Source organism: Caballeronia sp. BR00000012568055 (assembly GCF_029439455.1).
Taxonomy (GTDB): Bacteria; Pseudomonadota; Gammaproteobacteria; order Burkholderiales; family Burkholderiaceae; genus Caballeronia.
Genome location: NZ_JAQFVG010000357.1, coordinates 79,830 through 103,578, shown reverse-complemented (window position 1 = coordinate 103,578; position 23,749 = coordinate 79,830). Strand labels below are relative to the sequence as shown.

Sequence of the window (23,749 nt, the reverse complement as noted above, 5' to 3'; positions counted from 1 at the left end):
TCGCGCTCACTTCCTTTTCGACGATAGCAATTCCAGCACGCCGTTCAACGCGCCATCGAGTAATTGGGCGGAAAGTTGTTCGTCCGATACCGCGCGCGACAACGTGACCGCGCCGACGCACGCACTCAAAATGTGCAAAGCCTCCGCGCGTTTGCTCGCGTTGTCCTCCGCCGGCGACACTTTCGCGATCTGTTCGACGATTTTGCGCACGTGTTCGGTGTAGATGGCGCGCGTATCGTCCGTGGCGCGGCTCATGTCGTTGACGAGCGCGGAGATCGGACAGCCGCGTTCGACGTTATCGCGATGCGACGCGGACACGTAGACGCGCATCGCGTGGCGCGGCGCGGTGGGAATCGAGTTTTCCCATGTTTCGATATCGCGTAACGCGCGTTCGAAGGCTTCCTTCACGAGCTGATCGCGCGATTCGAAATGCTTGTAGAAGCCGCCTGCGGTCAGTCCGGCTTCGTTCATCAGATCGGCGATGCTCACGCCATCGATTCCATGTTCGCGAAAGCGCTTCGCCGCAATATCGACGATGCGTTCGTGCGTTGCCAGTTTGGCGGCTTGCGAGTGACCCATTCTGTTACGGCTCCGGCATTCGTTCTGGTATAGCAATGTAATCCTGATTTACGCTTGAATTCTTGTTATTACGACATTTTTCAGTTGTCTGGACGTTTATTGAAGATAAACAGGATGTCGTTTAGCATCCACATCAATGAGTTTCGCACGCCGCAAAATGTGCATATACACCACAGGAGAAACATCATGTCGCAACGCAAGATTCTGGTTACTGCAGCAGCCGGCAAGACGGGCGTTCACACCGTGCAAAACCTGCTGGACAACGGGCACGCCGTGCGCGCGTTCGTTCGCAAGGAAGACGATCGTAGCGAAGCGCTGCGTACAGCAGGCGCGGAAATCATGAGCGGCGACCTGCTCTCTCACGACGACGCCATCCGCGCCACCGACGGCGTCGATGCCGCCTACCTTTGCTATCCCGTGCGCCCCGGCTTCATCCAGGCCACCGCCTATTTCGCCGATGCCGCGCGTCGTGCCAATCTCGACGTGGTCGTGAACATGTCGCAGATTTCGGCGCGCGAAAACGCAAAGAGTCACGCCGCGCGCGATCACTGGATCGCGGAGCGCGTGCTCGATTGGTCGGGCGTGCCGACCGTGCATATTCGTCCGACGTTCTTTGCAGAATGGTTGGTGTTCCCGTGGGTTCGCGACACGATCGTGCGCGATGGCGAAATCGCGCTGCCGTTCGGCAATGGTCGGCACGCGCCGATTACAGCGGAAGATCAGGCGCGTTTTATCGCGGCCGTGCTTGCCAAACCCGATGCGCATATCGGCCAGTCGTACGAGCTTTGCGGTCCGACGCAAATGAATCACACGGAAATCGCGGGTGTGATGAGTGAAGTGCTGGATCGAAAAATTGTGTATAAGCCGGCGACGCTGGACGCGTATCGGGAGCACTTGGGGAATTATGGCTTGCCTGAATTCATGATTCAGCACTTCATCGAAGTCGCCGTTGACTATCAGAATGGCGTGTTCGAAGGCGAAGATCGCATCATTCAGCAGGTGACAGGCACAGCGCCGCAGAGCGTTGCCGAATTTGTGAGCGCGAACCGCGACGTGTACAAAGCTTGAGTTTTTCAGGCTGATCGCCGGACTGGCAACCCGGCGATTTTTGAATGATTTTTGCAATCCGCGCGACAGGTTCACAATGTCCGCTAGTCCGCGCGAATTTCGCACGCCGGGAAAAAAGCGTGACGCATCAATGCTTTGGCACCGCCGTGCTCAGGATATCCACATGCTTGTCCAGGGAATCTGTGGACAATTCGATATCCGTCTAAGCGTTTCCGACGCGCGCAAGTTTACTTCGATGCAATGCCTCGACGCGGTGACGCCATGATTGTCCACTCGCCTTTCTCTATCTTCGCCGCCGCGCTGATCGCATTCTCCGCGATGCTCTGCGTCGCGGCTTACGCCGAAACGCCCTGCCCCGGCTACGTCGAAACGGATGGCGGCAGTGCGTTCAATCTCGCGGCCATCGTTCACGATGCGGGTTCGCCACAATTGGCGCTGAGACGCGTGCAAAACGCGGTATCGAAAATAGATGCGGGCGGCGGCTGTTCGATCTTCTCCGACCAGCACGCGTGCGAAGAAACGCTGACGCTCGCGCATAAAGCGATCGTCGCGTTGCAGACGTGTTCGGCGACGAAACGCGGATAAAAAAAACGCGTGCCGCCTGATTGGCGACACGCGTTTTATCGACTACCGGAACGAACGTGGATCAGTGATCCAGGAACGGACGCAGTTTGTCGGCGCGGCTCGGATGCATCAGCTTGCGCATGGCCTTGCTTTCGATCTGGCGGATACGCTCGCGCGTCACGTCGAACTGCTTGCCCAACTCCTCGAGCGTGTAGTCCGATGCCGTATCGATACCGAAGCGCATGCGCAGCACCTTTGCTTCGCGGGGCGACAGTGCGTTGAGCGCATCGTCGATCGCGGCGCGCATGTTCGCGTGCACCGCTGCATCGGCCGGCGATGCAGCACCCTGATCTTCGATCATGTCGCCGAGGGTTGCATCGGCATCCTCACCAACCGGCGTTTCCAGCGATACCGGCTGCTTCGCAATCTTCAGAATGCCGCGGATCTTCTCTTCCGGCATTTCCATGCGCTCGGCTAGCACCGACGGATGCGCTTCCTGCCCCGTTTGTTGCAGAATTTCGCGCGAGATGCGGTTCAGCTTGTTGATCGTTTCGATCATATGCACCGGCACGCGGATTGTGCGCGCCTGATCAGCGAGCGAACGCGTCACAGCCTGACGCACCCACCACGTTGCGTACGTCGAAAACTTCCAGCCACGGCGATATTCGAACTTGTCCACCGCCTTCATCAGGCCGATGTTGCCTTCCTGAATCAGGTCGAGGAACTGCATGCCGCGATTGACGTACTTCTTCGCGATCGAAATGACCAGACGCAGATTCGCCTCGATCATTTCGCGCTTCGCTTGACGCATCTTCAGCTCAGCGGCCGTCATCTGACGATTGATCTTCTTGAGTTGCGCGAGCGGCAATGCAACCAGCGCTTCCATGTCGATCAGCTTTTGCTGTTCGGCCTGAATGGCCGGCAAGCTGCGCTCCAGCGATGCACCGTATTGCTTCGAACCGGCTGCAGCGCGCGTCGTCCATTCGAGATCGGTTTCATGACCGACGAAAGATTCGACAAACTTTTCACGCGGCATGCCGCAACGATCGACCGCGATCTGCAACACACGGCGCTCGATTTCACGCACTTGCGCAACCTGATTCTGCACATCGACGCACAGGCGATCGATGGTCTTCGCGGTAAAGCGAATCGAACCGAGTTCGCGCTGGATTTCAGCACGCGCCTTTTCGACGGCCTTGGTCGCCACCGCGCCCGATCCCTTAGGATTGCTTGCTTGTTCGGCAAGCTCGCGCACGCGGGCGAAGATTTCGAGGCAATCGGCCTTCAATTGCTTCAAACGCGCTTCATTCGATGCACCCGCGTCAGCGCCTTCGAGATCGCTGTCGTCGTCTTCGTCGCTGTCCGAATCATCGGAGTCCGAATCGACTTCGGATGCTTCGGCCGTGTCAGAAGACGATGCCGACATATCCGCGTCGGCTTCGTCTTCTTCCTTCAGGCCATCGACGAGTTCATCGATTTTCAGCTCACCGGATTCGACCAGCGCCGCGTCCGCGAGAATGGTCGCGACCGTGGACGGGCCCGCTGCGATCGCCTGAATCATTTCGTGCAGACCGTCTTCGATGCGCTTCGCGATCGCGATTTCGCCTGCGCGCGTGAGCAGCTCGGTCGCGCCCATTTCGCGCATGTACATACGCACCGGATCGGTCGTGCGGCCGAATTCCGAATCGACGGTTGACAGCGCGTTTTCCGCTTCCTCGTCCGATTGCTCGTCCGTGACCACCGCGGGCGTGTTTTCGCTCAGCAGCAGCGTTTCGGCGTCGGGCGCCTGCTCGTACACGGCCACGCCCATATCGTTGAACGTCGCGATGATGGTTTCCATCGCGGCGGTTTCAGCGAAATTGTCCGGCAGGTGGTCGTTGATTTCGGCGTGCGTGAGATACCCGCGCTCGCGTCCCAACTGAATCAGCGCGCGCATCTGGCGCTGACGTTCTTCATTCTGCTCAGCGGTCAACGTGGCGTCGGGCTGTATCGTGCCGGCCTGGCTCTTGGCCTTGCCCGCGCGCCGGCCCGGCGACTTGCGTGCCGGTGCGACGATATCCAGATCCGAATCTTCCCGATCAAAACTTGCCATACTTTCTCCTCGACAGGTTTGCTCGGCGATGACAGGTCCCCGGTAGCGAGCGTATCGGCCCGCATGATATCGACATCAACTACTTCGACCACGGACGGCTTGCTGAGAATCGCATCGAGCAAAACAACACATCCCGCATATGGGTCGCGGAATGGTTTTTTCAATCACCCCAAAAGGCGCAACCTTAGAGTATATCAGCGTTTGTTGCGGGGCAGCAGGTTTTTTGAGTGAGCGTTTCCCCGGTTCCGTTGAACCGTTTCGTATGAAGAGTGGGTCCGCCGTGAAGAGGCGATTTCGCATCACCGGCAGCTGGATCGAGATGCGGTATGTGCGTTTCCGTCGCGCGAACTTTCAGGAAGGCTTTAAGCGCTGTCATGTGCGCTCGGCTTATGTCGGTGCGCTTGTCTGCGCCGAGTATTGGCCGACGATTCGTTCCGTTCGAAACGGGTGATGCTTCGACTTGGTTTGTCGCAGCCGGAATCAATTGTCCTGATCGTAGCGCGCGCAAGAACGCCGGAATCCACTGTCCGACCATTACGCGCGGACGTTCGCCGCCCAATCGATGGAGGGTGACGGACGTGGCGTCGTCGGAGACGACGTATCGGCGCTCACTGTCAGTGCTCGTGAAAGTTCGGCCGCCTAGTTCCTTGGCGGCCTCCGCGCTCTCGATCTGCTCGCCCCGCTTGGCCGCTTCAGCGATAACTTCTCCGCGCATGGCCCGCAGGCGGTACGCGAAGTCCACGGGCGAGCGCAGCAAGGTCCGCAGATAGCTGATCGGGTGCCGAGCTTTTTCCAGGTGGGCCCACGTGGCCTCGACGACGTCGGAGAGTCGTTTGCCCAGTGATGAGGCTTCACGCATGAGTTTGAAAATCAAAAACTCACGAAATCCCAATCGTCGCAGGCGGATCAGGTCTGCGGGGAGGCGTCCTGGTTGTCTATTTTGATTGATAGGGTTTAGATCCTTATATATAGCACGGTGTGCCAGCGTGGCAGACCGATGGTTCAATAAAGGATCCGCGTTGGCTCCTGCCAGCTGCTCCTCAGTCGTGCCAATGGCGGCTGCGCCTTCTCGTTGTTGATGCGCCTCCACGAGGCCGAGAATAGCGGCGACTTTCGGCGTGAGGTGTAAGTACGCGCGACCGAAGAGGCCGGCCGCACCGTAACGTGTCTGCGGCGGACGGGAAATAAAGCCAGCCGTCTCCAGATCATCGAGGCTTCGATAGAACGTGCGCATTGATTGCAAGGCGCGACCCGTCAAAAGCTCTCGGCGCGCGAAGATCGCCGCATACGGTCGTGACGCATCGGCGGTACGGGCGAGGGCGGCGAGTAACGAACGCGCTCGGGCCGGCAAGGCGGAGATATGAGCCGCGCGATGAGCCGCGCGAAAGATCACCCACGGAAGATTGGAACGATCGCAAGCGAATTCATCAAGTGCTTCTTGGTCTTCGCTCTTGGCGGAGCGATCGAGGAAAGCAGGACGAGTATGTACCTCGCCTGCAACGGAAAGTTGCGCGATAAGCATGTCGAATGCGTCCATTTCGAAAAATGGAGGACAAACGCTTGACTGCCGATCGCGTTCCGCTAAACTTCGAGGTGTCGACTCGTGACCCGATTGGCGTCGGGAAGCGGACCGGGCGAACAGCAGTAAAGCCCGATATTCAAAAGCCTTCGGTTGGCGCCGAAGGCTTTTGTCTTTCTAGAGATCAGCTTTACATGATCGGCTCATAGTGTTAATTGCTAAGTTGTTGATTATATGGAAGTCTCTACTAGGACAAGAATCGTTGCGTTGCTAAACTATTGATTTGAAAAGAAAACCTAGTAGGTCTTAGTTATCTTCCGTTTCGCTTAGCGTCTTGTTGATGAATTCAACGATTCTTTGGCTCCACTGCTCAGCATCCGACGCCTCTTTCTCAAAGAAGCGAATGCCTACCACGCCGTTTCTCGTGGAGACTTCGCAAACTTTCTTCCGGCCGGAGCGCACTACGGTTGCACTCGGTGCCGTCACTTTCGGCTTTTCGGTCGCCAAGGCAACCGCTTTATCCTGCGTAAAATTGTCGTCGTCAATCAACCGACGTATCGCTTCAACGACTTTTTCTGCCTTCCCAGCTTCAGTCAATGCAGCCAACTTCTGCGCCGCATTACTGCCTAACCTCTCCGGCTTTTCCGCGAGTGCCGCTTTCGCCGCCTCGGGAAGTGCGTCGAATGAGAAAATCCGCGTGACGTGACTTTTGCTAAGCCCCGCGCTTTCTGAGATCTCTGCGCGCGACAGCCCGCTCAATTCCTGAAGACGTTTGAAATTCCAATACTTTTCGAAGTCGGTAAGTGATGGAGAGAGCAGATTCGAGAAAAACGCCGCGAACTCAATCTCACCTTCGTCTATCGACGCGACGTTCGCTCGAATCGTGGTTCGACCCAACTCGCGATACGCCGCAACGCGATTGTGTCCCGCCACGATTTCGAACTTTCCCTCGGTCAACGCACGGACCAAAATCGGCGTTGCGAGCGCATGCTGAGCGAGGTTGCTTTTGAGTTCGTGAAACTGCTCCGACGTCAGCTTTCGACGTCGTCCGTTCACTTCCACCAATGCATCGAGCGGCACCTCAAGTGCCGCCCGCTCTTCAAGCTGCGATTCCAGTTCCTTGATCCGTGCCTGTGCCGTGTTGATGCGATGCTGCGCATCCATCAAGCGCCCCGGCGATGTACGCGCTTCCGTATTAACCGGCCGCGCCGTACCGGGCTCGGACGGCTTGCTGCCGACATTGGCCGTTTTCGCCAGTAATCTGTCCCCGATGCCCATTTAAGCCTCCGTCTGATTCCACGCGCGGACGAACTGCGCGTCGAGATGTTCTGCGAGCCGGTCTAGTGGCTCCTTGAATCGGTTGTACGCGGCCGTACTGCCATCCGGTTTCGACAGATCGTAGACCGTCGAAAGCTGTGCCGAGGCACCTTTCGGGACGGTCGACTCCGGAATCTCGAACGGCAACACGCGATCGCCATAGGCCTTCTGCAGCCAGCCGCGAACGACGCGTGAAACGTCGTCGGACTTGGCCTTGGTCATAATCACGTTGACGAAATCGAATCGCTTTTGCTCGAGCACGCCGGGCAATTTCTTGGCGATGTCCGCGAAGAGGTGCCAGAACTGCGTCGAACTGGCGAAGTCGAGCGCTTCGGGCGGGCAGGGGAGCAAAATGGCGTCCGATGCCAGCAGTGCGTTGATGGTGAGATAGCTGAGTGCGGGCGGTGTGTCGATGACGACGGCGTCGTATTCCTCGGCCAATGGCATCAAGCCCTTTCTGAGGATCTCCCAGAACTCGAAAGTGCTGTCATTCAGCACTTTGGCGGGAATCTCGAACTCGGCATCGAACAAGGACGACGATGCCGGAATCAGGTCGAGGTTGTGCCAGTAAGTTTCCTGTACCGCGTAATGCAGCGTTGTCTGATCGCCGTAGACGAGCGGCAGCAAGGTCTGGTCGTCGGAGATCTCGGCGTCGGGTGCCCAGCCGCAAAGCTGGGTAGTCGTGCCTTGCGGATCACAGTCGATGACCAGCACCCTCCTGCCGAGCAGCGTCAACGCCTGCGCAGCCGAAACCGCGGTCGTCGTCTTGGCTACGCCGCCCTTGAAATTGGCGATGGTCACGATGCGCCCGCGCTTGCCGTCCGGCCGCCGTGTACGCTCCTTGGTCGCCCGAATCCACGTCAGCGCTTCCTCAAGCGAAAACTCTTTGCTGCGGCCCGCTCCTTTGGAGGTTCCGGCCGGCAAATCGCCTTTGGTCGTCAGGTACTGAAACCGTTGCTTGTCGATTCCGCACAGCGACGCAACCTGAGCGCTGGTAAACGTAGGCGCGCTCTTGCGCGGATACGGTTCCAGCATCGCATCGCGGATCTGGTTGAGGATGTCGGTGGCTTGGGCGGCCACTCCCAACAGCGTTTCGATCGAAACGGATTGATCGACTTCGGGAAGCCGAGCGCTTAGCATGGAGTTCGCAGTCACTGGCGGGCCTGAGTAAGCAAATAATTCTTCGGTTTGTGGAAAACACATTGCAAACCGAAGAATAAACGCCTAACCGGTAAACCTCAAGTAAACTCTGAAGAGTGTTTTCCGCCGTTCGGGCGTTTTTACAACGCCGTCTGCCGTTGCCCCGGTAAACTTAAGGTTATTTTCCAGTCTTTTTCGCAACAGAACTACCCCTGATCAACCCTTCGATACCGAGATATCGCCCGGCATCGTCGTGTCGAAGATACAAAGATGTGGTTGCAACGGTGGCGTGTCCTAGTGACTCGCTCACTTCCTGCAAGGCTGCGCCGTGCGCCAACGCGTGATTCGAATGTGTGTGCCGGAGCCAGTGTGTGCTGGCTTGCATAAGGCTTCGGCCTGCGCCCGGTGCCATAGCGTCAAGCTGCGCGCCTGCATTCGTGAAAATTCGTTTGAACAGTTTTCCGACGCTGTCTGGCGTCATGTCGAGGCCACCGCGCGTCTGCGCCAGAATGGGCGTACCCGCAGGACAGGCAAGCGGCTCGGGCAAACCGCGCATCGAAAGGTTGTCGTGCAACGCTTCCATGACGGCGGGCGCCAGGAGCACGGAACGCGGCTCGTTGCCGACGGATAAGCGCCAAACCGGACCGGAAACATCTGCCAATCGACCGACGGAAAGCGCGTCCGTGGTTGCCGCTGCGAGTTCGGCGCGCCGCAGGCCGGTGGAGTAGGCGAGCAGTAGCGCCAGCCGATCCCGATTTTCCGCCAATGTGTAAGCCTCGCGCTCGGTCGATGCCAGCACGAAATTCCACTGTGCGAGGTCAAGTGTGCGTCCCTGTGGATCGATAGCGGGCGGTGTGCTCGCGCGTTCAAGACCGAGCATCGGATTCTCGGCTAGATAGCCTGCATCAATCAGCCATTCGAACATCGCGCTCAGGATTGAGCGCGCGCTTTCGCGGCTACGGTCGGAAAGCGGCCCGGCGAACGGTCGCCATGCGGCAAAACATCGTTCGATGCGGCCTGGGGCTATCCAGCGCGCGGCGGGTTGCGGATCGGCGAGAAAGACGGTGATGTATTTGGCGCAATCGTCGTGATCGAGCGAAGAAAGCGGCTTTTGCTTTTCCAGCAAGGCCCAAAGCAGCATTCTCTCCGCTTCCCGCCGATACGCCCGCCGCGTATGTTCGTTGGCCGAACGCGCTTCAAGCCAGGCGGTGATGGCGCGAATGTCCGTATCGAACGCAACGCGTTTAGCCGCGCGATTTGTCCCTTTTGAACCATCAAGTTGAGCGGGCACAAGCAAACGTTCAAGCGGCGCGACCGCGTTTTCATCGGCGATGACCGGCGTCGGCGCGCCCTCAGCCCATTGCCGACGCGGCACTAGCGCTCGCTGCGATACCGTGTGTCCGAGCGCGCTTTCATGCAATCTGATCCAGTCGATGACGCGTTGTGCGCCCTTCGGACCCAGTCGCGGCACGCGCGTGTACCACCGATGCCGCTTCGTTTCGATCAACGCGACCACATCACCGATCGTGTCCAAACCCGCCGCCGATAATCGCGCCGCGACTGCCGGTTCGAACCAGCCATCGACGGGATGATCCTGTTTCGGGTCCTGCACCAGACTCGCTTCCATCCTCGCGAGCGCCTCGGCCTGACGCCTGCGCAGGCGCGCATTGCGCGCTGCACGCCGATCCGACGCCGGCGAAGCCTTGAGCGGATAAGCCTCGCGATACAAATCCAGCAGTTCCGACTCGCCAAATACACCGTCCGGGTCGACCCGATGCCGGAATTCTTCAAGAGCAGGGGCCACAGACTGCGCGGACGCGACGAGATCTGGAATACTTCCCGGCCGAAGCCTAAGCAGATGCGCTGCCTCAATATCCTGTGCCCGTCGCGCCAACACGGAAAGCGTATCGCGCAAGACCGCGATCAGCCGCCGCGTACTGCGAACATCGGCGCTCGCATCGCCATAGGACGCGTGAAGTTGGACTTCCGATACGCCATCGAGATAACCGCGATACAGCGCGAAATGCTGCCGCGTCAGGCGAGCAGGGGAGACAGCCGGCACCGTCGGCAGCGTATCGAAAGTAGTAAGCGTGCGCGCCATTCCTGATTGTTTTCAATGATTTGCGGCGAGGTTATCAAGCAGCTTCGAATTTGACAAGGTAAATCGCTACGTCTGATAAGTGTAGTTATCAGATTTTACCGTGCTCTGCGCCCGCCTTGTGTTCTCGGCATGCCCGGCGCATATTGCCACCACGCCCATAGCCCGCATTCGCAGGAGCAGCGCGCCCGATGCGTGACCCTCGACGCACCGCCGTCAAATCGCAGCGACAGGACGATACATTCCGGCCCAGCCTGCCGGAAGTGTACGCATCGGTACGTGTGCCGACGGGCGGTTGGTGGATCCGGCGCTTTCTCGCCTTCGCCGGTCCGGGCTACATGATTTCGGTCGGCTATATGGATCCCGGCAACTGGGCGACCGATATCGCGGGCGGATCGCGTTTCGGCTATACGCTGCTGACCGTCATCCTGATCTCCAATTTGATGGCGATTCTCCTGCAGGCGCTGGCCGTCAGGCTAGGAATCGTGACGAAGCGCGATCTTGCGCAGGCGTGCCGCGATCATTATTCGAAGCCCGTCAACATCACGCTCTGGCTGGCGTGCGAAGCAGCAATCATCGCGTGCGATCTGGCGGAGGTGATCGGCACGGCGATCGCGCTGCAATTATTGTTCGGCCTTCCGCTGATCGCGGGCGCGCTGCTGACTGCGTTCGATGCCTTCCTGCTACTGCTGCTGATGAACAAGGGCTTTCGCCTGCTCGAAGCCTTCGTCATCACGCTACTCGTCGTCATCGCCGGATGCTTCGGTTTGCAACTTGCGGCAGCCGCGCCGCCGCTCGCCGATGTACTGCGCGGCTTCGTGCCGTCGCCGGAAATCGTCACGAATCGGGAGATGTTGTATGTGGCGATCGGCATCATCGGTGCGACGGTGATGCCGCATAACTTGTATCTGCACTCGTCGGTCGTGCAGACGCGCGCATACGGCGACTCGATTCCCGCGCGCCGCTCCGCGATCCGCTGGGCGACCATCGACAGCACCATAGCGCTGACGCTCGCGCTGTTCATCAACGCGGCGATCCTGATCGTCGCGGCGGCGGTGTTTCACGCGAGCGGCCACGCGGACGTCGCGGAAATCGGCGATGCCTTCCGCTTGCTGTCGCCATTGCTGGGGCTGAGCATTGCATCGACCTTGTTCGCGGTGGCGCTGCTCGCCTCCGATCTCAACTCGACGGTGACCGCGACGCTCGCCGGCCAGATCGTGATGGAAGGTTTTCTGCGTCTGCGCATTCCGAACTGGGCGCGCCGTCTTATCACGCGAGCGATCGCCATCGTGCCGGTGATCGTCGTCACCGCGCTTTACGGTGAAAAAGGCACCGCGCAATTGCTCGTGCTCAGTCAGGTAATTTTGTCGATGCAGCTTCCATTCGCCGTCGTGCCGCTCGTGCGCTTCGTGTCGGATCGCAGCAAGATGGGCGTGTTCGCCATCGGCCGCGTCACCGCGACGCTCGCGTGGACGGTCGCGGGCGTCATCATCGTGTTGAATCTGAAGCTCTTGTTCGACACCTTTCGCGCGTAAGAAAAATCAGTCGATACTAGAGCCATGCGCAAAAACATGGCCTTAGCGCCGCGCCAAACATAAAAAGGAGACGCAGTGACCCGCTGCCCCATCTCGCATCAGGCCGCCGAATTCGATCCTTTCAGCGACGGCTATCAGCAAGACCCGCCCGAATATGTCCGATGGTCGCGCGAACAAGAGCCGGTGTTCTGGAGCCCGAAACTCGGCTACTGGGTCGTCACGCGTTATGACGATATCAAAGCGATCTTCCGCGACAACCTCACCTTCAGCCCGTCGATCGCGCTGGAGAAAATCACGCCGACCGGTCCCGAGGCCAACGCCGTGCTCGCATCGTACGGATTCGCGCTGAACCGCACGCTCGTCAACGAAGACGAACCCGCGCACATGCCGCGCCGCCGCGCGCTGATGGACCCGTTCACGCCCGAGGCGCTCGCGCATCACGAGCCGATGGTGCGTAACCTTACCCGCGACTACGTCGATCGTTTTATCGACGATGGCCGTGCGGATCTCGTCGATCAAATGTTGTGGGAAGTGCCGCTCACGGTGGCGCTGCATTTCCTCGGCGTGCCGGAAGAGGACATGGACACGCTGCGCCGCTATTCGATCGCGCATACGGTCAACACGTGGGGACGGCCGAGGCCGGAACAGCAAGTCGAAGTGGCGCACGCGGTCGGCAACTTCTGGCAATACGCGGGCAAAGTACTCGACAAGATGCGCGAAGACCCGTCCGGTCCCGGCTGGATGCAGTACGGCATCCGCAAACAAAAGGAACTGCCCGAAGTCGTTACGGATTCCTATCTTCATTCGATGATGATGGCCGGTATCGTCGCCGCGCACGAAACCACGGCGAACGCGACGGCCAACGCGCTCAAGCTGCTGCTCCAGCATCCCGACGCCTGGCGCGATCTCTGCGATGACCCGAGTCTGATTCCGAACGCCGTCGAAGAATGCTTGCGGCACAACGGTTCCATCGCGGCGTGGCGCAGGCTCGCGACGAAAGACGTGACGATTGGCGGCATCGACATTCCGGCGGGATCGAAGTTGCTGATCGTGACGTCATCGGCGAATCACGATCAGCATCAATTCGCCGATGCCGATTTTTTCGACATCCGCCGCGAAAACGCCAGCGACCAGCTCACGTTCGGCTACGGCGCGCATCAGTGCATGGGCAAGAATCTCGCGCGCATGGAGATGCAGATTTTCCTGGACGAACTCACGCGCCGCCTGCCGCATATGCGCCTGAGCGCGCAGAAGTTTACTTACGTGCCGAATACGTCGTTTCGCGGCCCGGAGCATCTGTGGGTCGAATGGAATCCGGCGATGAACCCGGAGCGCGCGCACGCGTCTGCGCGTGAGGCGCGCGCGGTGGTGCGCATCGGCGAGCCGTCGTCGCATGCGGTGAGCCGTGCGGTGATCGTGGAATCGGTGACGCCGTGTGCGGAACGCGTTGCGCGCGTAAAACTCGTTTCCGCCGATGCCCGCACGCTGCCGCGCTGGACGCCCGGATCGCATATCGACGTGATCTGCGGCGATGGCGGCAACGGTGTCGCGTCGCGCCAATATTCGCTCTGCGGCGATCCCGACGATCGATACGCTTACGAAATCGCCGTGCTGCTTGAAACCGAGAGCCGCGGCGGTTCCGCATGGGTTCACGCGCACGCGCGCGTCGGCGCGCACTGGCGCATTCGCGGACCGCGCAACCATTTCCGGCTCGATGAAACCGCGCGAAAACTCGTGCTGATCGCGGGCGGCATCGGCATTACGCCGATCAGCGCGATGGCGCGGCGCGCGCGGGCGCTCGGCATCGACTATGAAGTGCATTACAGCGGTCGCACACGTGGGTCGATGGCCTTGCTCGATGACCTGCGTGCGCTGCACGGCGAACGCCTGCGCACGTATGTGTCCGACGAGAGCACGCGCAACGATTTCGCCGCGCTATCGATCGACGCCGACACGCTCGTCTACGCCTGCGGCCCGTCGCGCATGCTCGATGCGCTCACCGCCGCCAGCGCCTACTGGCCCGACGACGCGTTGAAAATCGAACACTTCGAATCCACGCTCGCGACGCTCGATCCATCCACCGAACACGCATTCGATGTCGAACTGCGCGATTCCGGTCTGACGCTCCATGTTCCCGCCGATCAAACGCTGCTCACCACGCTGCGCCGCGCGAACGTCGATGTGCAGAGCGACTGTGAAGAAGGCTTGTGCGGATCATGCGAAGTGCGCGTGCTCGAAGGCGAAATCGATCACCGCGACGTGGTGCTGACTAAAGGCGAACGCCAGTCCAATCAGCGAATGATGGCGTGTTGTTCGCGCGCGCATAGCAAGAAATTGATTCTCGCGCTGTAGGAAATCAACATGCGGTTATACCGCGATGAAATAAAGTTATAGATATTCCCATTGCGGTTTCATCATGAAGTCACGCCAGTTTGCAATGCTGTTTTTTATCAGTTATTCGAAAACGGAATCGCGTCGATTACCGTTGAGAATTGAAATAGTCTTGAGTCAAGATAACAAAAGAGTTAATAACCGCCGGTATACCAAAAATACGAATGATCGTTCATAGCAGATTGCTGACTAACGCCTATTAATATGACTAGTGACGCAATATTCGCCGGTGGAATAGACCGATTTTGAACGGACGTGCGTACGGAACAGCAACAATTCGAACTTACGTTGCGGCACTTTTTGCCTCATCTAGGGTTTTTACCTAGAAATATGAAAATTTTTGCGAAGGGTTTGCGTTTAGAATTGTCTCAAATTGGTGCGACGCACAAGCCACCTTACTGATTAACTTCCGAGAACTTGCGAAAACCAGATCGCCCGAGCGGCGAGAGGCCGTTGTTTGTTGAACCTGAGAGTCTGATCGAAGGCCCGTATAAATGGGCCACGTCAAATGTTCTAAACCGGTAATGCCTCTTTCTCGCCAACTCGTTTAAACGGTCGCGCACGCATTGAAAGCGGCGGGCGTTGTTCATTGCTTGTCGTCAAATCGGTAACGCAGCACCCACGCATTTATCGTGTATTCGAAGTGTCTAGAGGACTCAAAATGACTGACGTAGTGATCGTATCGGCCGCGCGTACGGCTGTTGGCAAGTTCGGTGGCTCGCTCGCGAAGATCGCGGCGCCTGAATTGGGCGCGACGGTAATCAAGGCAGTGCTGGAACGCGCGGGCGTGCAAGCCGATCAGGTGAGTGAAATGATTCTGGGTCAGGTGTTGACGGCGGGCTCGGGACAGAACCCGGCGCGTCAATCGGTCATCAAGGCTGGCTTGCCGGATATGGTTCCGGGCATGACGATCAACAAGGTCTGCGGCTCGGGCCTGAAGGCCGTGATGCTGGCGGCGAACGCGATCATCGCGGGCGATGCGGACATCGTGATCGCCGGTGGTCAGGAAAACATGAGCGCCGCGCCGCACGTGCTGCCAGGCTCGCGCGATGGCTTCCGCCTGGGCGACGCCAAGCTGATCGACTCGATGATCGTCGATGGGCTGTGGGACGTTTACAACAACTACCACATGGGCACGACGGCTGAAAACGTCGCGCGCGAGTTCGGCATTTCGCGTGAAGATCAGGACAAATTTGCGGCGCTGTCGCAGAACAAGGCCGAAGCCGCGCAGAAGTCGGGCCGTTTCAACGATGAAATCGTCCCGGTTTCGATCCCCCAACGCAAAGGCGATCCGCTGCTGTTCAATACGGACGAATTCGTACGCCACGGCGTGACGCCTGAAGCGCTGTCGAGCCTTAAGCCCGCGTTCTCGAAAGAAGGCACGGTCACCGCTGCCAACGCTTCCGGCATTAACGATGGCGCCGCCGCAGTTCTCGTGATGTCGGCAAAGAAGGCCGAAGCGCTCGGCCTCACGCCGCTCGCACGCATCAAGGCGTACGCGAACGCCGGCGTTGATCCGAAGATCATGGGCATGGGTCCGGTGCCCGCCTCCAAGCGATGCCTCGAACGCGCCGGCTGGAGCGTCAACGACCTCGATCTGATGGAAATCAACGAAGCGTTCGCCGCGCAAGCGCTGGCGGTGCACAAGCAAATGGGCTGGGATCAGTCGAAGATCAACGTGAACGGCGGGGCCATCGCGATCGGTCATCCGATCGGTGCATCGGGCTGCCGGATTCTGGTGACGCTGCTGCACGAAATGCAGAAGCGCGATGCGAAGAAGGGCCTGGCCTCGCTGTGTATCGGCGGCGGCATGGGCGTGGCGCTCGCGCTGGAACGTCCGTAACTGAAACACGGCAACACGGAAGCGGCGCGCGACACAAACTATAAACGCGCGCCGCGGCTATCAAATGAAGTGGTACTAATCTGAGAGAGAGGGCTTCAGGATGACTAAGCGAATTGCAGTGGTAACCGGTGGCATGGGCGGACTGGGCGAAGCGGTCAGCATCAAATTGCACGACGCGGGCTTTGCCGTCGTCGTGACGCATTCGCCGAACAACGCGAATGCGTCGGAATGGCTGGCGAATATGGATCGGCAAGGGCGCAACTTCCGCGCGTACAGCGTTGACGTGTCGGACTACGATTCCGCGCAGCATTGCATCGCCAAGATTCAGCGCGAAGTCGGACCGGTCGATATCCTCGTGAACAACGCGGGCATCACGCAGGACACCACCTTCAAGAAGATGAGCAAGGTGAACTGGGACGCCGTGCTGCGCACCAACCTCGATTCAGTCTTCAATATGACCAAGCCGGTGTGCGAAGAAATGGTCACGCGCGGCTGGGGCCGCATTATCAATATCTCGTCGGTGAACGGCTCGAAAGGGCAGATCGGCCAGACCAACTATGCGGCGGCGAAGGCCGGCATGCACGGCTTTACCAAGTCGCTCGCGCTCGAAGTGGCGAAGAAGGGCGTGACCGTCAACACCATCTCGCCGGGCTATCTCGCCACCAAGATGGTCACCGCGATTCCGCAGGAAATCCTCGACACGAAGATCCTGCCGCAGATACCGGCCGGCCGTCTCGGCAAGCCCGAAGAAGTTGCGGCGCTCGTCGCCTTCCTGTGCTCGGACGATGCGAGCTTTATCACCGGATCGAATATCGCGATCAACGGTGGTCAGCACATGAGCTGATGAATCGTGCGGCGCGCTGCGTTTTTCTCCGAAGCGCGCCGCGTTCATTCGAAACCGCGTTCGCCCTTTATGTCATGAACACTCTTATCGCGGCCGCGCGCCCTTACAACGTGAGTCACCTCGACTCCGCGATTCAACATCTGGAGCAAGTGCTCAATCTGGAAGGCGCGAACTCGCTGTTTTCCAAGACGTATTGGCACGCCCGCGTGGTGCAGGCGCTCGAAACGCCGGGTCTCGCGCCCTGTCAGCAGATGCGTCTGGAACGGTTGCTCGATCGCATCGCACGTTCTTAAAAGCAGCGTCTGCGATTCCTGAAGAAAATCGCCGTCCCTTGTACCATCACGCCTGTCTCAAAAAAGGTTCGCAAGCGTATGGGCAATATCTTCAGATCGTCTTACTTATCGATACTCGCGATGCTCGCCGTATCGATCGTGCTCGCTGCCTGCGGCACGACCAGCGAAGTCACCACCAACGCAAATTCCGATGTCCATCAGGTCACGGGCAAGGCCACCGGCACGCGCATGTCGTGGGTGACCGCGCGCAGCAACGCGATGGATGCCGCCAACGATTACTGCAAGCAGCGCTCGCAACGCGTCTCGATCAAATCCGAAGCCACCACTGGCATTCGTTCGATGCAAGAGCAGTCGGCAACCATCAACTTCACCTGCGTCCCGCAGACGACCAGCGCCGAAGCCAACGCGATCAACTGAAACACCGCGCCTTTTTCAAAGAATAAAAGGCGCGGCGTGCTTCATCAATTACTGGCTGGCGCCTTGTCCGATGCCGGCCTTCTTCTGCGCGTTCTGGATGTCCTGCGGATAGTTGGCATCGTCACGCTTGGCGGGGTTGTAGCCCGCCGCTTCGAGCTTCTTCAGCTCGGCGTTCTTCTTGGCGCGCGCTTGCTTGCGCGCGGCCTTGCGTTGCGCTTTGGTCGAAGACGCCGCCGTCGCCGCACCGGTGGTCGCGGCCGCGCCGCTGTCCTGCGCGAACGACGAAGGTGCAACCGAAACGCCGAATGCAGCCACGCTCAGCGAGAGGGCGATACTGACAAACTTTGCTTTCATATTGACTCCACAGATCGTTGTTGAATGTCGCGGCCTGACGTGGCCGACGAACTTGTTTGAACTGCTGTGCGACTTGAGTCTTGAAGCTCAGACCGATCCATCTCCGAACCGCCGTCAGAAAATAAGCAGCGATTTGGGCGGCATGATTGCCGCGAGGCCATTGTAAGACGCCTGACGCAAACGTTCAGGAACTTGAAATTCTTCGAACGAACGTGCCGTAGTTCGCAAAAATCACCGGCCAGCGCCCGCACCGTGATGATTCCGACCGGTTATGATTTCGCTCCGGCTGATACACAAAACGACAAATTACCTACGCGAGCGTCGCCGCAGTGTCCGCGCGACGCGCACGCTTTCGGAGCACATTCATGCCTTTGCGGTCCGGCGTCGACGAAGCCACGTTTCGTCGCATCCTCTTTCGCAATATCGCGCTGCCGCTGGGGACGGGCATCGTCACGGCGGTGGCGTTCGTCGCGCTCGTGCTGTATTTGCTCTCGGGCATCGACTGGGTCGAACATTCGGAACGGGTGATCGGCAATACACAGGAAATCGGCCGGCTGGTCGGCGAAAAGGAAAGCGCGCTGCGCGGCTTTCTGCTGACCGGCGATGAAGCCTTTCTCGCGCCGTACGAAACCGCGAAACCCAAACTCTCCGCGGATATCGACACGCTCGCCAATCTCGTCGCCGACAACACGCCGCAGGTGGATCGGCTGATCCGCATTCGCGCCTTGCAGACGCAATGGGACAAAGTCGCCGACGCCTTGCTCGATGCACGCCGCCAGGGCGCGGATATCGCCACGCTCGTGCGCGAAGGGCGCGGTGCGCCGGAGCGCGCGGAAACCGATCGCGAGCTGGACGCGTTTCTCAATATCGAACAGACGCTGCGAATTCAGCGTGTGGCGTCGGCCACGCAACTGACCACCATCACCGTGATCGTTTTTCTGGTGCTGAGTCTGACGCTGTCGGTGATTCTCGCCGTGTTCGGCCGGCGCGAGTTGATGCAGCTTTCGGGCGCGTACGGCAACGCCATTGCCGAACACGAAAAGCAGACGCGCGCGCTGCAAGAGCAAGCGTGGCTGCGCGACGGACAGACGCGACTCGCCGAACGCGTGATCGGCCGGCAATCAGTGGCGCAGCTTTGCCAGTCGATTCTCGATTTCCTCGCCGATTACCTGAAGGTTTCGATGGCCGCGTTCTACGTGCGCGAAGCCGATGGCACGCTCAAGCGCACCGCAAGTTTCGGCTTCGATCCGAAGCGCGCGCCGGTGGCGGAAAAACTCGATGGCGTGAACAGTCTGGTCGGTCAGGCCGTGCATGCGCGCCAACTGACGCATCTTGCCGACGTGCCCGAGACCTACTGGAAAGTCACATCGGCGCTGGGCGAAAGCGTGCCGAAGAGCGTCGTCATCACGCCGATCGACAATGAAGGACGCGCGAACGGCGCGATGGAACTCGGCGCCATGCACGCGCTGGGCGAACGCGACCAGCGCTTCCTTGAACTCGTGGCGGGGAATATCGGCGATTTCGTGGAGGCGGCGCAGTATCGCGAACGGCTTCAGCAAGTGCTCGAAGAAACGCAGCAACTCAACGAGGAATTGCAGACGCAGCAGGAAGAACTGCGCACCAGCAATGAAGAGCTGGAACAGCAGACCAACGCGCTCTCGCAGGCGCAGGTGTATCTGGCCAATCAGAAGGCGGAACTGGAGCAGAGCAACGACCGTCTGGCCGAAAATGCGCGCGTGCTCGATGAGCGCAATGTCGCGCTGAACGTCGCGCAGGTCGAACTCGAAAAACGTGCCGATGCCTTGCAGCGCGCGAGCCGCTACAAGTCCGAGTTCCTCGCCAATATGTCGCACGAACTGCGCACGCCGCTCAACAGCTCGCTGATTCTGGCCAAGCTGCTGTCGGAGAACAAGCACGGCAATCTGACCGGCGATCAGGTCAAGTACGCGCAGACCATCTACTCGGCGGGCAACGATCTGCTCAATCTCATCAACGACATTCTCGATTTGTCGAAGGTGGAAGCGGGCAAGCTCGATCTGCATATCGAAGATGTGCCGGTGCAGCGGATCATGGATTCGCTCGCGCGCACGTTCGAGCCGCTCGCGCGTCAGAAGCATTTGAAGCTCGAACTGAAGAACGAACTCGCGCCGCACGCGACACTTACGACCGATTTCCGTCGCCTGGAACAAGTACTGAAGAATCTGCTGTCGAACGCCGTCAAATTCACCGATGCGGGCAGCGTCTCGCTGACCTTGGACGCAGCGGGTGAGCGCGCGGTGAAGTTCGTTGTGGCGGATACGGGGATCGGCATTGCGCCGGAGCAACAGGAAGCGATTTTCGAAGCCTTCCAGCAAGCCGATGGCACCACTAGCCGTCATTACGGCGGCACGGGGCTCGGGCTGTCGATATCGCGCAGTCTTGGGCATTTGCTGGGCGGATCGGTATCGCTGAAGAGCACGCTGGGCAAGGGCAGTACGTTCACGCTGATTTTGCCGGTGGCGTTCGACGTAGCTGCGCCCGAACCGATCGTCGAAGAAGCAACGCCGGCGCCCTTACTTGAGACAGCCGAAGTCGAAGTCAGCCACGTCATCGACGATGATCGCGATGAAGCCGCGCCCGGCAGCCGCGTGGTGCTGGTGGTCGAAGACGAGCCGGAATTCGCGCAAGTGCTGCTCGATCTCGCGCACGAACTGAACTATCAGTGCATCGTCAGCGGCACCGCAGGCGATGCCTTGCGCATCGCGCTCGAACGCACGCCGAACGCGATTCTGCTCGATATCGGCTTGCCGGATCGATCGGGGCTGACCGTGCTGCAAGAACTGAAGGCGAATCCGAAGACGCGACATATTCCGGTGCACGTGGTGTCGGCATCGGACAAGACGGAAGCGGCGCTGCACCTCGGCGCGATTGGTTACGCGATGAAACCGACCACGCGCGATCAGTTGATGGGCATTTTCCAGCGCCTCGAAGAAAAGAGCAGCCAGAAGATCAAGCGCGTGCTGTTGGTCGAAGACGACGCGCGCCAGCGGCAAAGCATCGTCGAACTAATCAGCGATGCCGACGTGGAAATCACGCCGGTCGAATACGGTCAGGACGCGCTCGACCTGCTGAAGACGACCATCTTCGATTGCATGATCATCGATCTGAAACTGCCGGACATGCAGGGCGGCGACCTGCTGCGCAAGATGGCCGCGACGGATTCGTACTCGTTTCCGCCGGTAATCGTCTACACGGGCCGCAATCTGACGCACGACGAGGAAGCCGAACTGATGCGCTACTCGCAGTCGATCATCATCAAGGGCGCGCGTTCGCCCGAACGTCTGCTCGATGAAGTCACGCTGTTCCTGCATAAAGTGGAAACGGATCTGTCGGCCGACCGGCAGGCCATGCTGCACGTCTCCCGCTCGCGCGACCGCGTGCTGGACGGCCGCCGCGTGCTATTGGTCGATGACGACATCCGCAATATCTTTTCGCTGTCGAGCGCGCTGGAGCATCAGGGCTTGCACGTGGATATCGGCCGCAACGGGTTTGAGGCGATCGACACGCTGGAAAAGAATCCGGATATCGATGTCGTGCTGATGGACATGATGATGCCCGGCATGGACGGGCTGGAAGCGACGCGGCGCATCCGCGAGGACGCGCGCTTCAGAAAGCTCCCGATCATCGCGATCACTGCGAAAGCGATGAAGGACGATCAGGAGCAATGCCTCGCGGCGGGCGCAAGCGATTATCTGGCGAAGCCGATCGACATCGACCGGCTGTATTCGCTGTTGCGTGTCTGGATGCCCAGACGCGTTTAAATGCGTTTTAGATATTCAAGGCGCGCTTGTCCACCGCAAGCGCCGCCTCCCGCATCACCTCCGACAGCGACGGATGCGGATGGCAAATCCGTCCGATATCCTCGGACGCCGCCTTGAACTCCATCGCCACCACCGCTTCCGCGATCAGATCGGACGCATTCGCCGAGATGATATGCACGCCGAGAATCTCGTCGGTGGCGGCGTCCGCAATCACCTTGATAAACCCGTCCGTTTCACCGATACCCATTGCGCGGCCATTGGCGAGCATCGGGAACTGACCGGCCTTGATCGCGCGGCCTTCGGCCTTCAGCGCCTGCTCCGTCTTGCCGACCCACGCGATTTCCGGGTGCGTATAAATCACCCACGGAATGCAGTTGTAGTCGATATGCGGCTTCTGCCCGTCGATGACTTCCGCCACCAGCGAGCCTTCGTCTTCCGCTTTGTGCGCGAGCATCGGGCCGCGCACGACATCGCCGATGGCGTAGACGTTCGGCACTTTCGTCGCGCAATGATCATCGACGGGAATGAAGCCGCGCTCGTCCGCCGCAAGGCCGATGGAATCCAGCCCGAGATTGTCCGTGTTCGGCACGCGCCCGATCGATACGATCAGCCGGTCCGCATCCAGCGTCTGCGCGTTGCCGTCCTTGTCCTTGTACGCGATCGACACGCTCGAATCCGTCGTCTTCACGCTGTCGATTTTCACGCCGAGGTGGATCGTCAGACCTTGCTTCTTGAAAAGCTTGGCGGCTTCCTTCTGCAAGGCCGTATCCGTCGTGCCGAGGAATTCGGGCAGCGCTTCGAGAATCGTCACTTCCGCGCCCAGCCGACGCCACACCGAGCCGAGTTCCAGCCCGATCACGCCCGCGCCGATCACGGCGAGCTTCTTCGGCACGGAATCGAAAGCGAGCGCGCCTTCGTTGTCGGAGATCAGTGTGTTATCGACCGGCACGTTCGGCAGATGCCGCGCCTTCGAACCCGTCGCGATAATCACGTGCTGTGCGGTGTGCGTGTCACCGTTCACGTCAATCTTGAAGTTGCCGCCGTCCTTGCCCGCGAGCTTGCCGTGACCTTTGATCCACGTGATCTTGTTTTTGCGGAACAGGAATTCCACGCCGCCGGTGATCTTCTCGACGATCGCTTCCTTGCGCCCGACCATCTTGCCGATATCGACCGACAGATTGTCGATCCCGCCGATGCCGTGATCGCCAAAATGCAGCTTCGCGTTCTCGAACTTCTCCGACGACGCGAGCAGCGCCTTCGACGGAATGCAGCCGACATTCAGACACGTGCCGCCGAGCTTCGGTTTGCCCGCGTGATTGATCCACTCTTCGACGCAGGCCACTTTCTTGCCGAGCTGCGCGGCGCGGATCGCGGCGATATATCCGCCTGGGCCGGACCCGATCACGATGACGTCGTAATCGGCGGCTTTTGATGCAGGCGCGGGAGCCGGAGTCGGGGCGGGCGCAGGTGCTGGACCGCTGGCAGCGGGAGCAGGAGCTGGTGCGGAGACAGAAGCTTCCGTATCGATAGCCGCGAGCACATCGTCCACATGGACGATATCGCCTTCCTTCTTCGCGACTTCCGCGAGCACGCCGGAGGCCGGTGCGGGCACTTCCAGCACGACCTTGTCGGTTTCGAGTTCGACGAGGATTTCGTCTTGCGTCACCGCGTCGCCCGCTTTTTTCTTCCAGGGCAACAGCGTCGCCTCGGTGACGGATTCGGAAAGCTGCGGAACCTTGACTTCAACCCTGGCCATGCGGTTTCTCCTGTTGAGCGATGCAGTGCGATTGATCTGCCGATGCCGCTCCGCGCAATCAAGCGGCAATCCAGCGGGCGACGAAGCCGTAGCATACGCCGTGTGCGCGGGCGGCGTCGCACATGGCGTATGGGAATCT

The 23,749-nt window shown here is 59.6% G+C and carries 17 protein-coding genes; 9 read left to right on the top strand and 8 right to left on the bottom strand.

Annotated elements, in window-relative coordinates; all coding sequences use genetic code 11:
- Nucleotides 1–6 precede the first annotated feature (6 nt).
- Complete coding sequence (locus P7F28_RS31400; RefSeq protein ID WP_277189171.1) at nt 7–579, bottom strand: TetR/AcrR family transcriptional regulator; 573 nt, start codon at nt 577–579, stop codon at nt 7–9.
- Nucleotides 580–765: 186 nt separating this feature from the next.
- Between P7F28_RS31400 and P7F28_RS31395 the strand changes: the two genes are divergently transcribed.
- Entirely contained in the window at nt 766–1,647 is an 882-nt protein-coding gene (locus P7F28_RS31395; RefSeq protein WP_277189170.1) for an NAD(P)H-binding protein, read from the top strand.
- Between the two features lie 261 nt (nt 1,648–1,908).
- Nucleotides 1,909–2,232 carry a hypothetical protein gene (locus P7F28_RS31390; RefSeq protein WP_277189168.1) on the top strand — a complete coding sequence of 108 codons (324 nt, stop codon included), beginning with the start codon at nt 1,909–1,911 and terminating at the stop codon, nt 2,230–2,232.
- A 61-nt stretch (nt 2,233–2,293) separates the two neighbouring features.
- Here P7F28_RS31390 and rpoD read toward each other — a convergent pair whose 3' ends face one another.
- The 5 genes from rpoD to P7F28_RS31365 all read right to left on the bottom strand — a co-directional run bounded on the left by rpoD (nt 2,294) and on the right by P7F28_RS31365 (nt 10,380).
- The gene (gene rpoD / locus P7F28_RS31385) at nt 2,294–4,303 is read right to left on the bottom strand and encodes an RNA polymerase sigma factor RpoD (protein ID WP_277189167.1); all 2,010 of its coding nucleotides are present in this window, start codon (nt 4,301–4,303) and stop codon (nt 2,294–2,296) included.
- 184 nt (nt 4,304–4,487) lie between these two features.
- Nucleotides 4,488–5,840, bottom strand: a complete 1,353-nt coding sequence (locus P7F28_RS31380; RefSeq protein WP_277189166.1) for a replication protein O — start codon at nt 5,838–5,840, stop codon at nt 4,488–4,490.
- 288 nt (nt 5,841–6,128) lie between these two features.
- A complete protein-coding gene (locus tag P7F28_RS31375; RefSeq protein ID WP_277189165.1) occupies nt 6,129–7,100 on the bottom strand; it encodes a ParB/RepB/Spo0J family partition protein in 972 nt (323 codons plus the stop codon).
- Nucleotides 7,101–8,279 carry an AAA family ATPase gene (locus tag P7F28_RS31370; protein ID WP_306806098.1) on the bottom strand — a complete coding sequence of 393 codons (1,179 nt, stop codon included), beginning with the start codon at nt 8,277–8,279 and terminating at the stop codon, nt 7,101–7,103.
- 178 nt (nt 8,280–8,457) lie between these two features.
- Nucleotides 8,458–10,380 carry a phage integrase family protein gene (locus tag P7F28_RS31365; protein ID WP_277189163.1) on the bottom strand — a complete coding sequence of 641 codons (1,923 nt, stop codon included), beginning with the start codon at nt 10,378–10,380 and terminating at the stop codon, nt 8,458–8,460.
- Between the two features lie 188 nt (nt 10,381–10,568).
- On the opposite strand from P7F28_RS31365, the gene P7F28_RS31360 reads away from it, so the two are divergent.
- The 6 genes from P7F28_RS31360 (at nt 10,569) to P7F28_RS31335 (ending at nt 17,700) form a co-directional block, all read left to right on the top strand.
- Nucleotides 10,569–11,912, top strand: coding sequence for an Nramp family divalent metal transporter (locus P7F28_RS31360; protein WP_277189162.1), 1,344 nt, complete (start codon nt 10,569–10,571; stop codon nt 11,910–11,912).
- A 75-nt stretch (nt 11,913–11,987) separates the two neighbouring features.
- Nucleotides 11,988–14,264 carry a cytochrome P450/oxidoreductase gene (locus P7F28_RS31355; RefSeq protein WP_277189160.1) on the top strand — a complete coding sequence of 759 codons (2,277 nt, stop codon included), beginning with the start codon at nt 11,988–11,990 and terminating at the stop codon, nt 14,262–14,264.
- 700 nt (nt 14,265–14,964) lie between these two features.
- Nucleotides 14,965–16,146 carry an acetyl-CoA C-acetyltransferase gene (locus P7F28_RS31350; protein WP_277189159.1) on the top strand — a complete coding sequence of 394 codons (1,182 nt, stop codon included), beginning with the start codon at nt 14,965–14,967 and terminating at the stop codon, nt 16,144–16,146.
- 100 nt (nt 16,147–16,246) lie between these two features.
- On the top strand, nt 16,247–16,990 hold the full coding sequence (phbB, locus tag P7F28_RS31345; protein ID WP_277189158.1) for an acetoacetyl-CoA reductase: 744 nt from the start codon (nt 16,247–16,249) through the stop codon (nt 16,988–16,990).
- A gap of 74 nt (nt 16,991–17,064) precedes the next feature.
- Nucleotides 17,065–17,283, top strand: coding sequence for a hypothetical protein (locus tag P7F28_RS31340; protein WP_277189156.1), 219 nt, complete (start codon nt 17,065–17,067; stop codon nt 17,281–17,283).
- 120 nt (nt 17,284–17,403) lie between these two features.
- Nucleotides 17,404–17,700, top strand: a complete 297-nt coding sequence (locus P7F28_RS31335) for a hypothetical protein (RefSeq protein ID WP_277189154.1) — start codon at nt 17,404–17,406, stop codon at nt 17,698–17,700.
- A gap of 48 nt (nt 17,701–17,748) precedes the next feature.
- Here the strand turns inward: P7F28_RS31335 and P7F28_RS31330 are convergent, their stop codons facing one another.
- A complete protein-coding gene (locus P7F28_RS31330) occupies nt 17,749–18,054 on the bottom strand; it encodes a DUF4148 domain-containing protein (protein WP_277189152.1) in 306 nt (101 codons plus the stop codon).
- A gap of 365 nt (nt 18,055–18,419) precedes the next feature.
- Here P7F28_RS31330 and P7F28_RS31325 point away from each other — a divergent pair, with 365 nt between their 5' ends.
- Complete coding sequence (locus P7F28_RS31325; RefSeq protein ID WP_277189149.1) at nt 18,420–21,854, top strand: response regulator; 3,435 nt, start codon at nt 18,420–18,422, stop codon at nt 21,852–21,854.
- A 7-nt stretch (nt 21,855–21,861) separates the two neighbouring features.
- Here P7F28_RS31325 and lpdA read toward each other — a convergent pair whose 3' ends face one another.
- A complete protein-coding gene (gene lpdA / locus P7F28_RS31320) occupies nt 21,862–23,610 on the bottom strand; it encodes a dihydrolipoyl dehydrogenase (protein ID WP_277189147.1) in 1,749 nt (582 codons plus the stop codon).
- Between the last annotated feature and the right edge of the window lie 139 nt (nt 23,611–23,749).

What these genes read in the sequence shown, in the direction of transcription:
- P7F28_RS31390 (WP_277189168.1), top strand. Translation starts at nt 1,909, where the DNA reads ATGATTGTCCACTCGCCTTTCTCTATCTTCGCCGCCGCGCTGATCGCA.
- lpdA (WP_277189147.1), bottom strand. Translation starts at nt 23,610, where the DNA reads ATGGCCAGGGTTGAAGTCAAGGTTCCGCAGCTTTCCGAATCCGTCACC.
- P7F28_RS31340 (WP_277189156.1), top strand. Translation starts at nt 17,065, where the DNA reads ATGAACACTCTTATCGCGGCCGCGCGCCCTTACAACGTGAGTCACCTC.
- P7F28_RS31375 (WP_277189165.1), bottom strand. Translation starts at nt 7,100, where the DNA reads ATGGGCATCGGGGACAGATTACTGGCGAAAACGGCCAATGTCGGCAGC.
- P7F28_RS31400 (WP_277189171.1), bottom strand. Translation starts at nt 579, where the DNA reads ATGGGTCACTCGCAAGCCGCCAAACTGGCAACGCACGAACGCATCGTC.
- P7F28_RS31360 (WP_277189162.1), top strand. Translation starts at nt 10,569, where the DNA reads ATGCGTGACCCTCGACGCACCGCCGTCAAATCGCAGCGACAGGACGAT.
- P7F28_RS31395 (WP_277189170.1), top strand. Translation starts at nt 766, where the DNA reads ATGTCGCAACGCAAGATTCTGGTTACTGCAGCAGCCGGCAAGACGGGC.
- P7F28_RS31335 (WP_277189154.1), top strand. Translation starts at nt 17,404, where the DNA reads ATGCTCGCCGTATCGATCGTGCTCGCTGCCTGCGGCACGACCAGCGAA.
- P7F28_RS31330 (WP_277189152.1), bottom strand. Translation starts at nt 18,054, where the DNA reads ATGAAAGCAAAGTTTGTCAGTATCGCCCTCTCGCTGAGCGTGGCTGCA.
- rpoD (WP_277189167.1), bottom strand. Translation starts at nt 4,303, where the DNA reads ATGGCAAGTTTTGATCGGGAAGATTCGGATCTGGATATCGTCGCACCG.
- P7F28_RS31350 (WP_277189159.1), top strand. Translation starts at nt 14,965, where the DNA reads ATGACTGACGTAGTGATCGTATCGGCCGCGCGTACGGCTGTTGGCAAG.
- P7F28_RS31365 (WP_277189163.1), bottom strand. Translation starts at nt 10,380, where the DNA reads ATGGCGCGCACGCTTACTACTTTCGATACGCTGCCGACGGTGCCGGCT.
- phbB (WP_277189158.1), top strand. Translation starts at nt 16,247, where the DNA reads ATGACTAAGCGAATTGCAGTGGTAACCGGTGGCATGGGCGGACTGGGC.
- P7F28_RS31380 (WP_277189166.1), bottom strand. Translation starts at nt 5,840, where the DNA reads ATGGACGCATTCGACATGCTTATCGCGCAACTTTCCGTTGCAGGCGAG.
- P7F28_RS31325 (WP_277189149.1), top strand. Translation starts at nt 18,420, where the DNA reads ATGCCTTTGCGGTCCGGCGTCGACGAAGCCACGTTTCGTCGCATCCTC.
- P7F28_RS31370 (WP_306806098.1), bottom strand. Translation starts at nt 8,279, where the DNA reads ATGCTAAGCGCTCGGCTTCCCGAAGTCGATCAATCCGTTTCGATCGAA.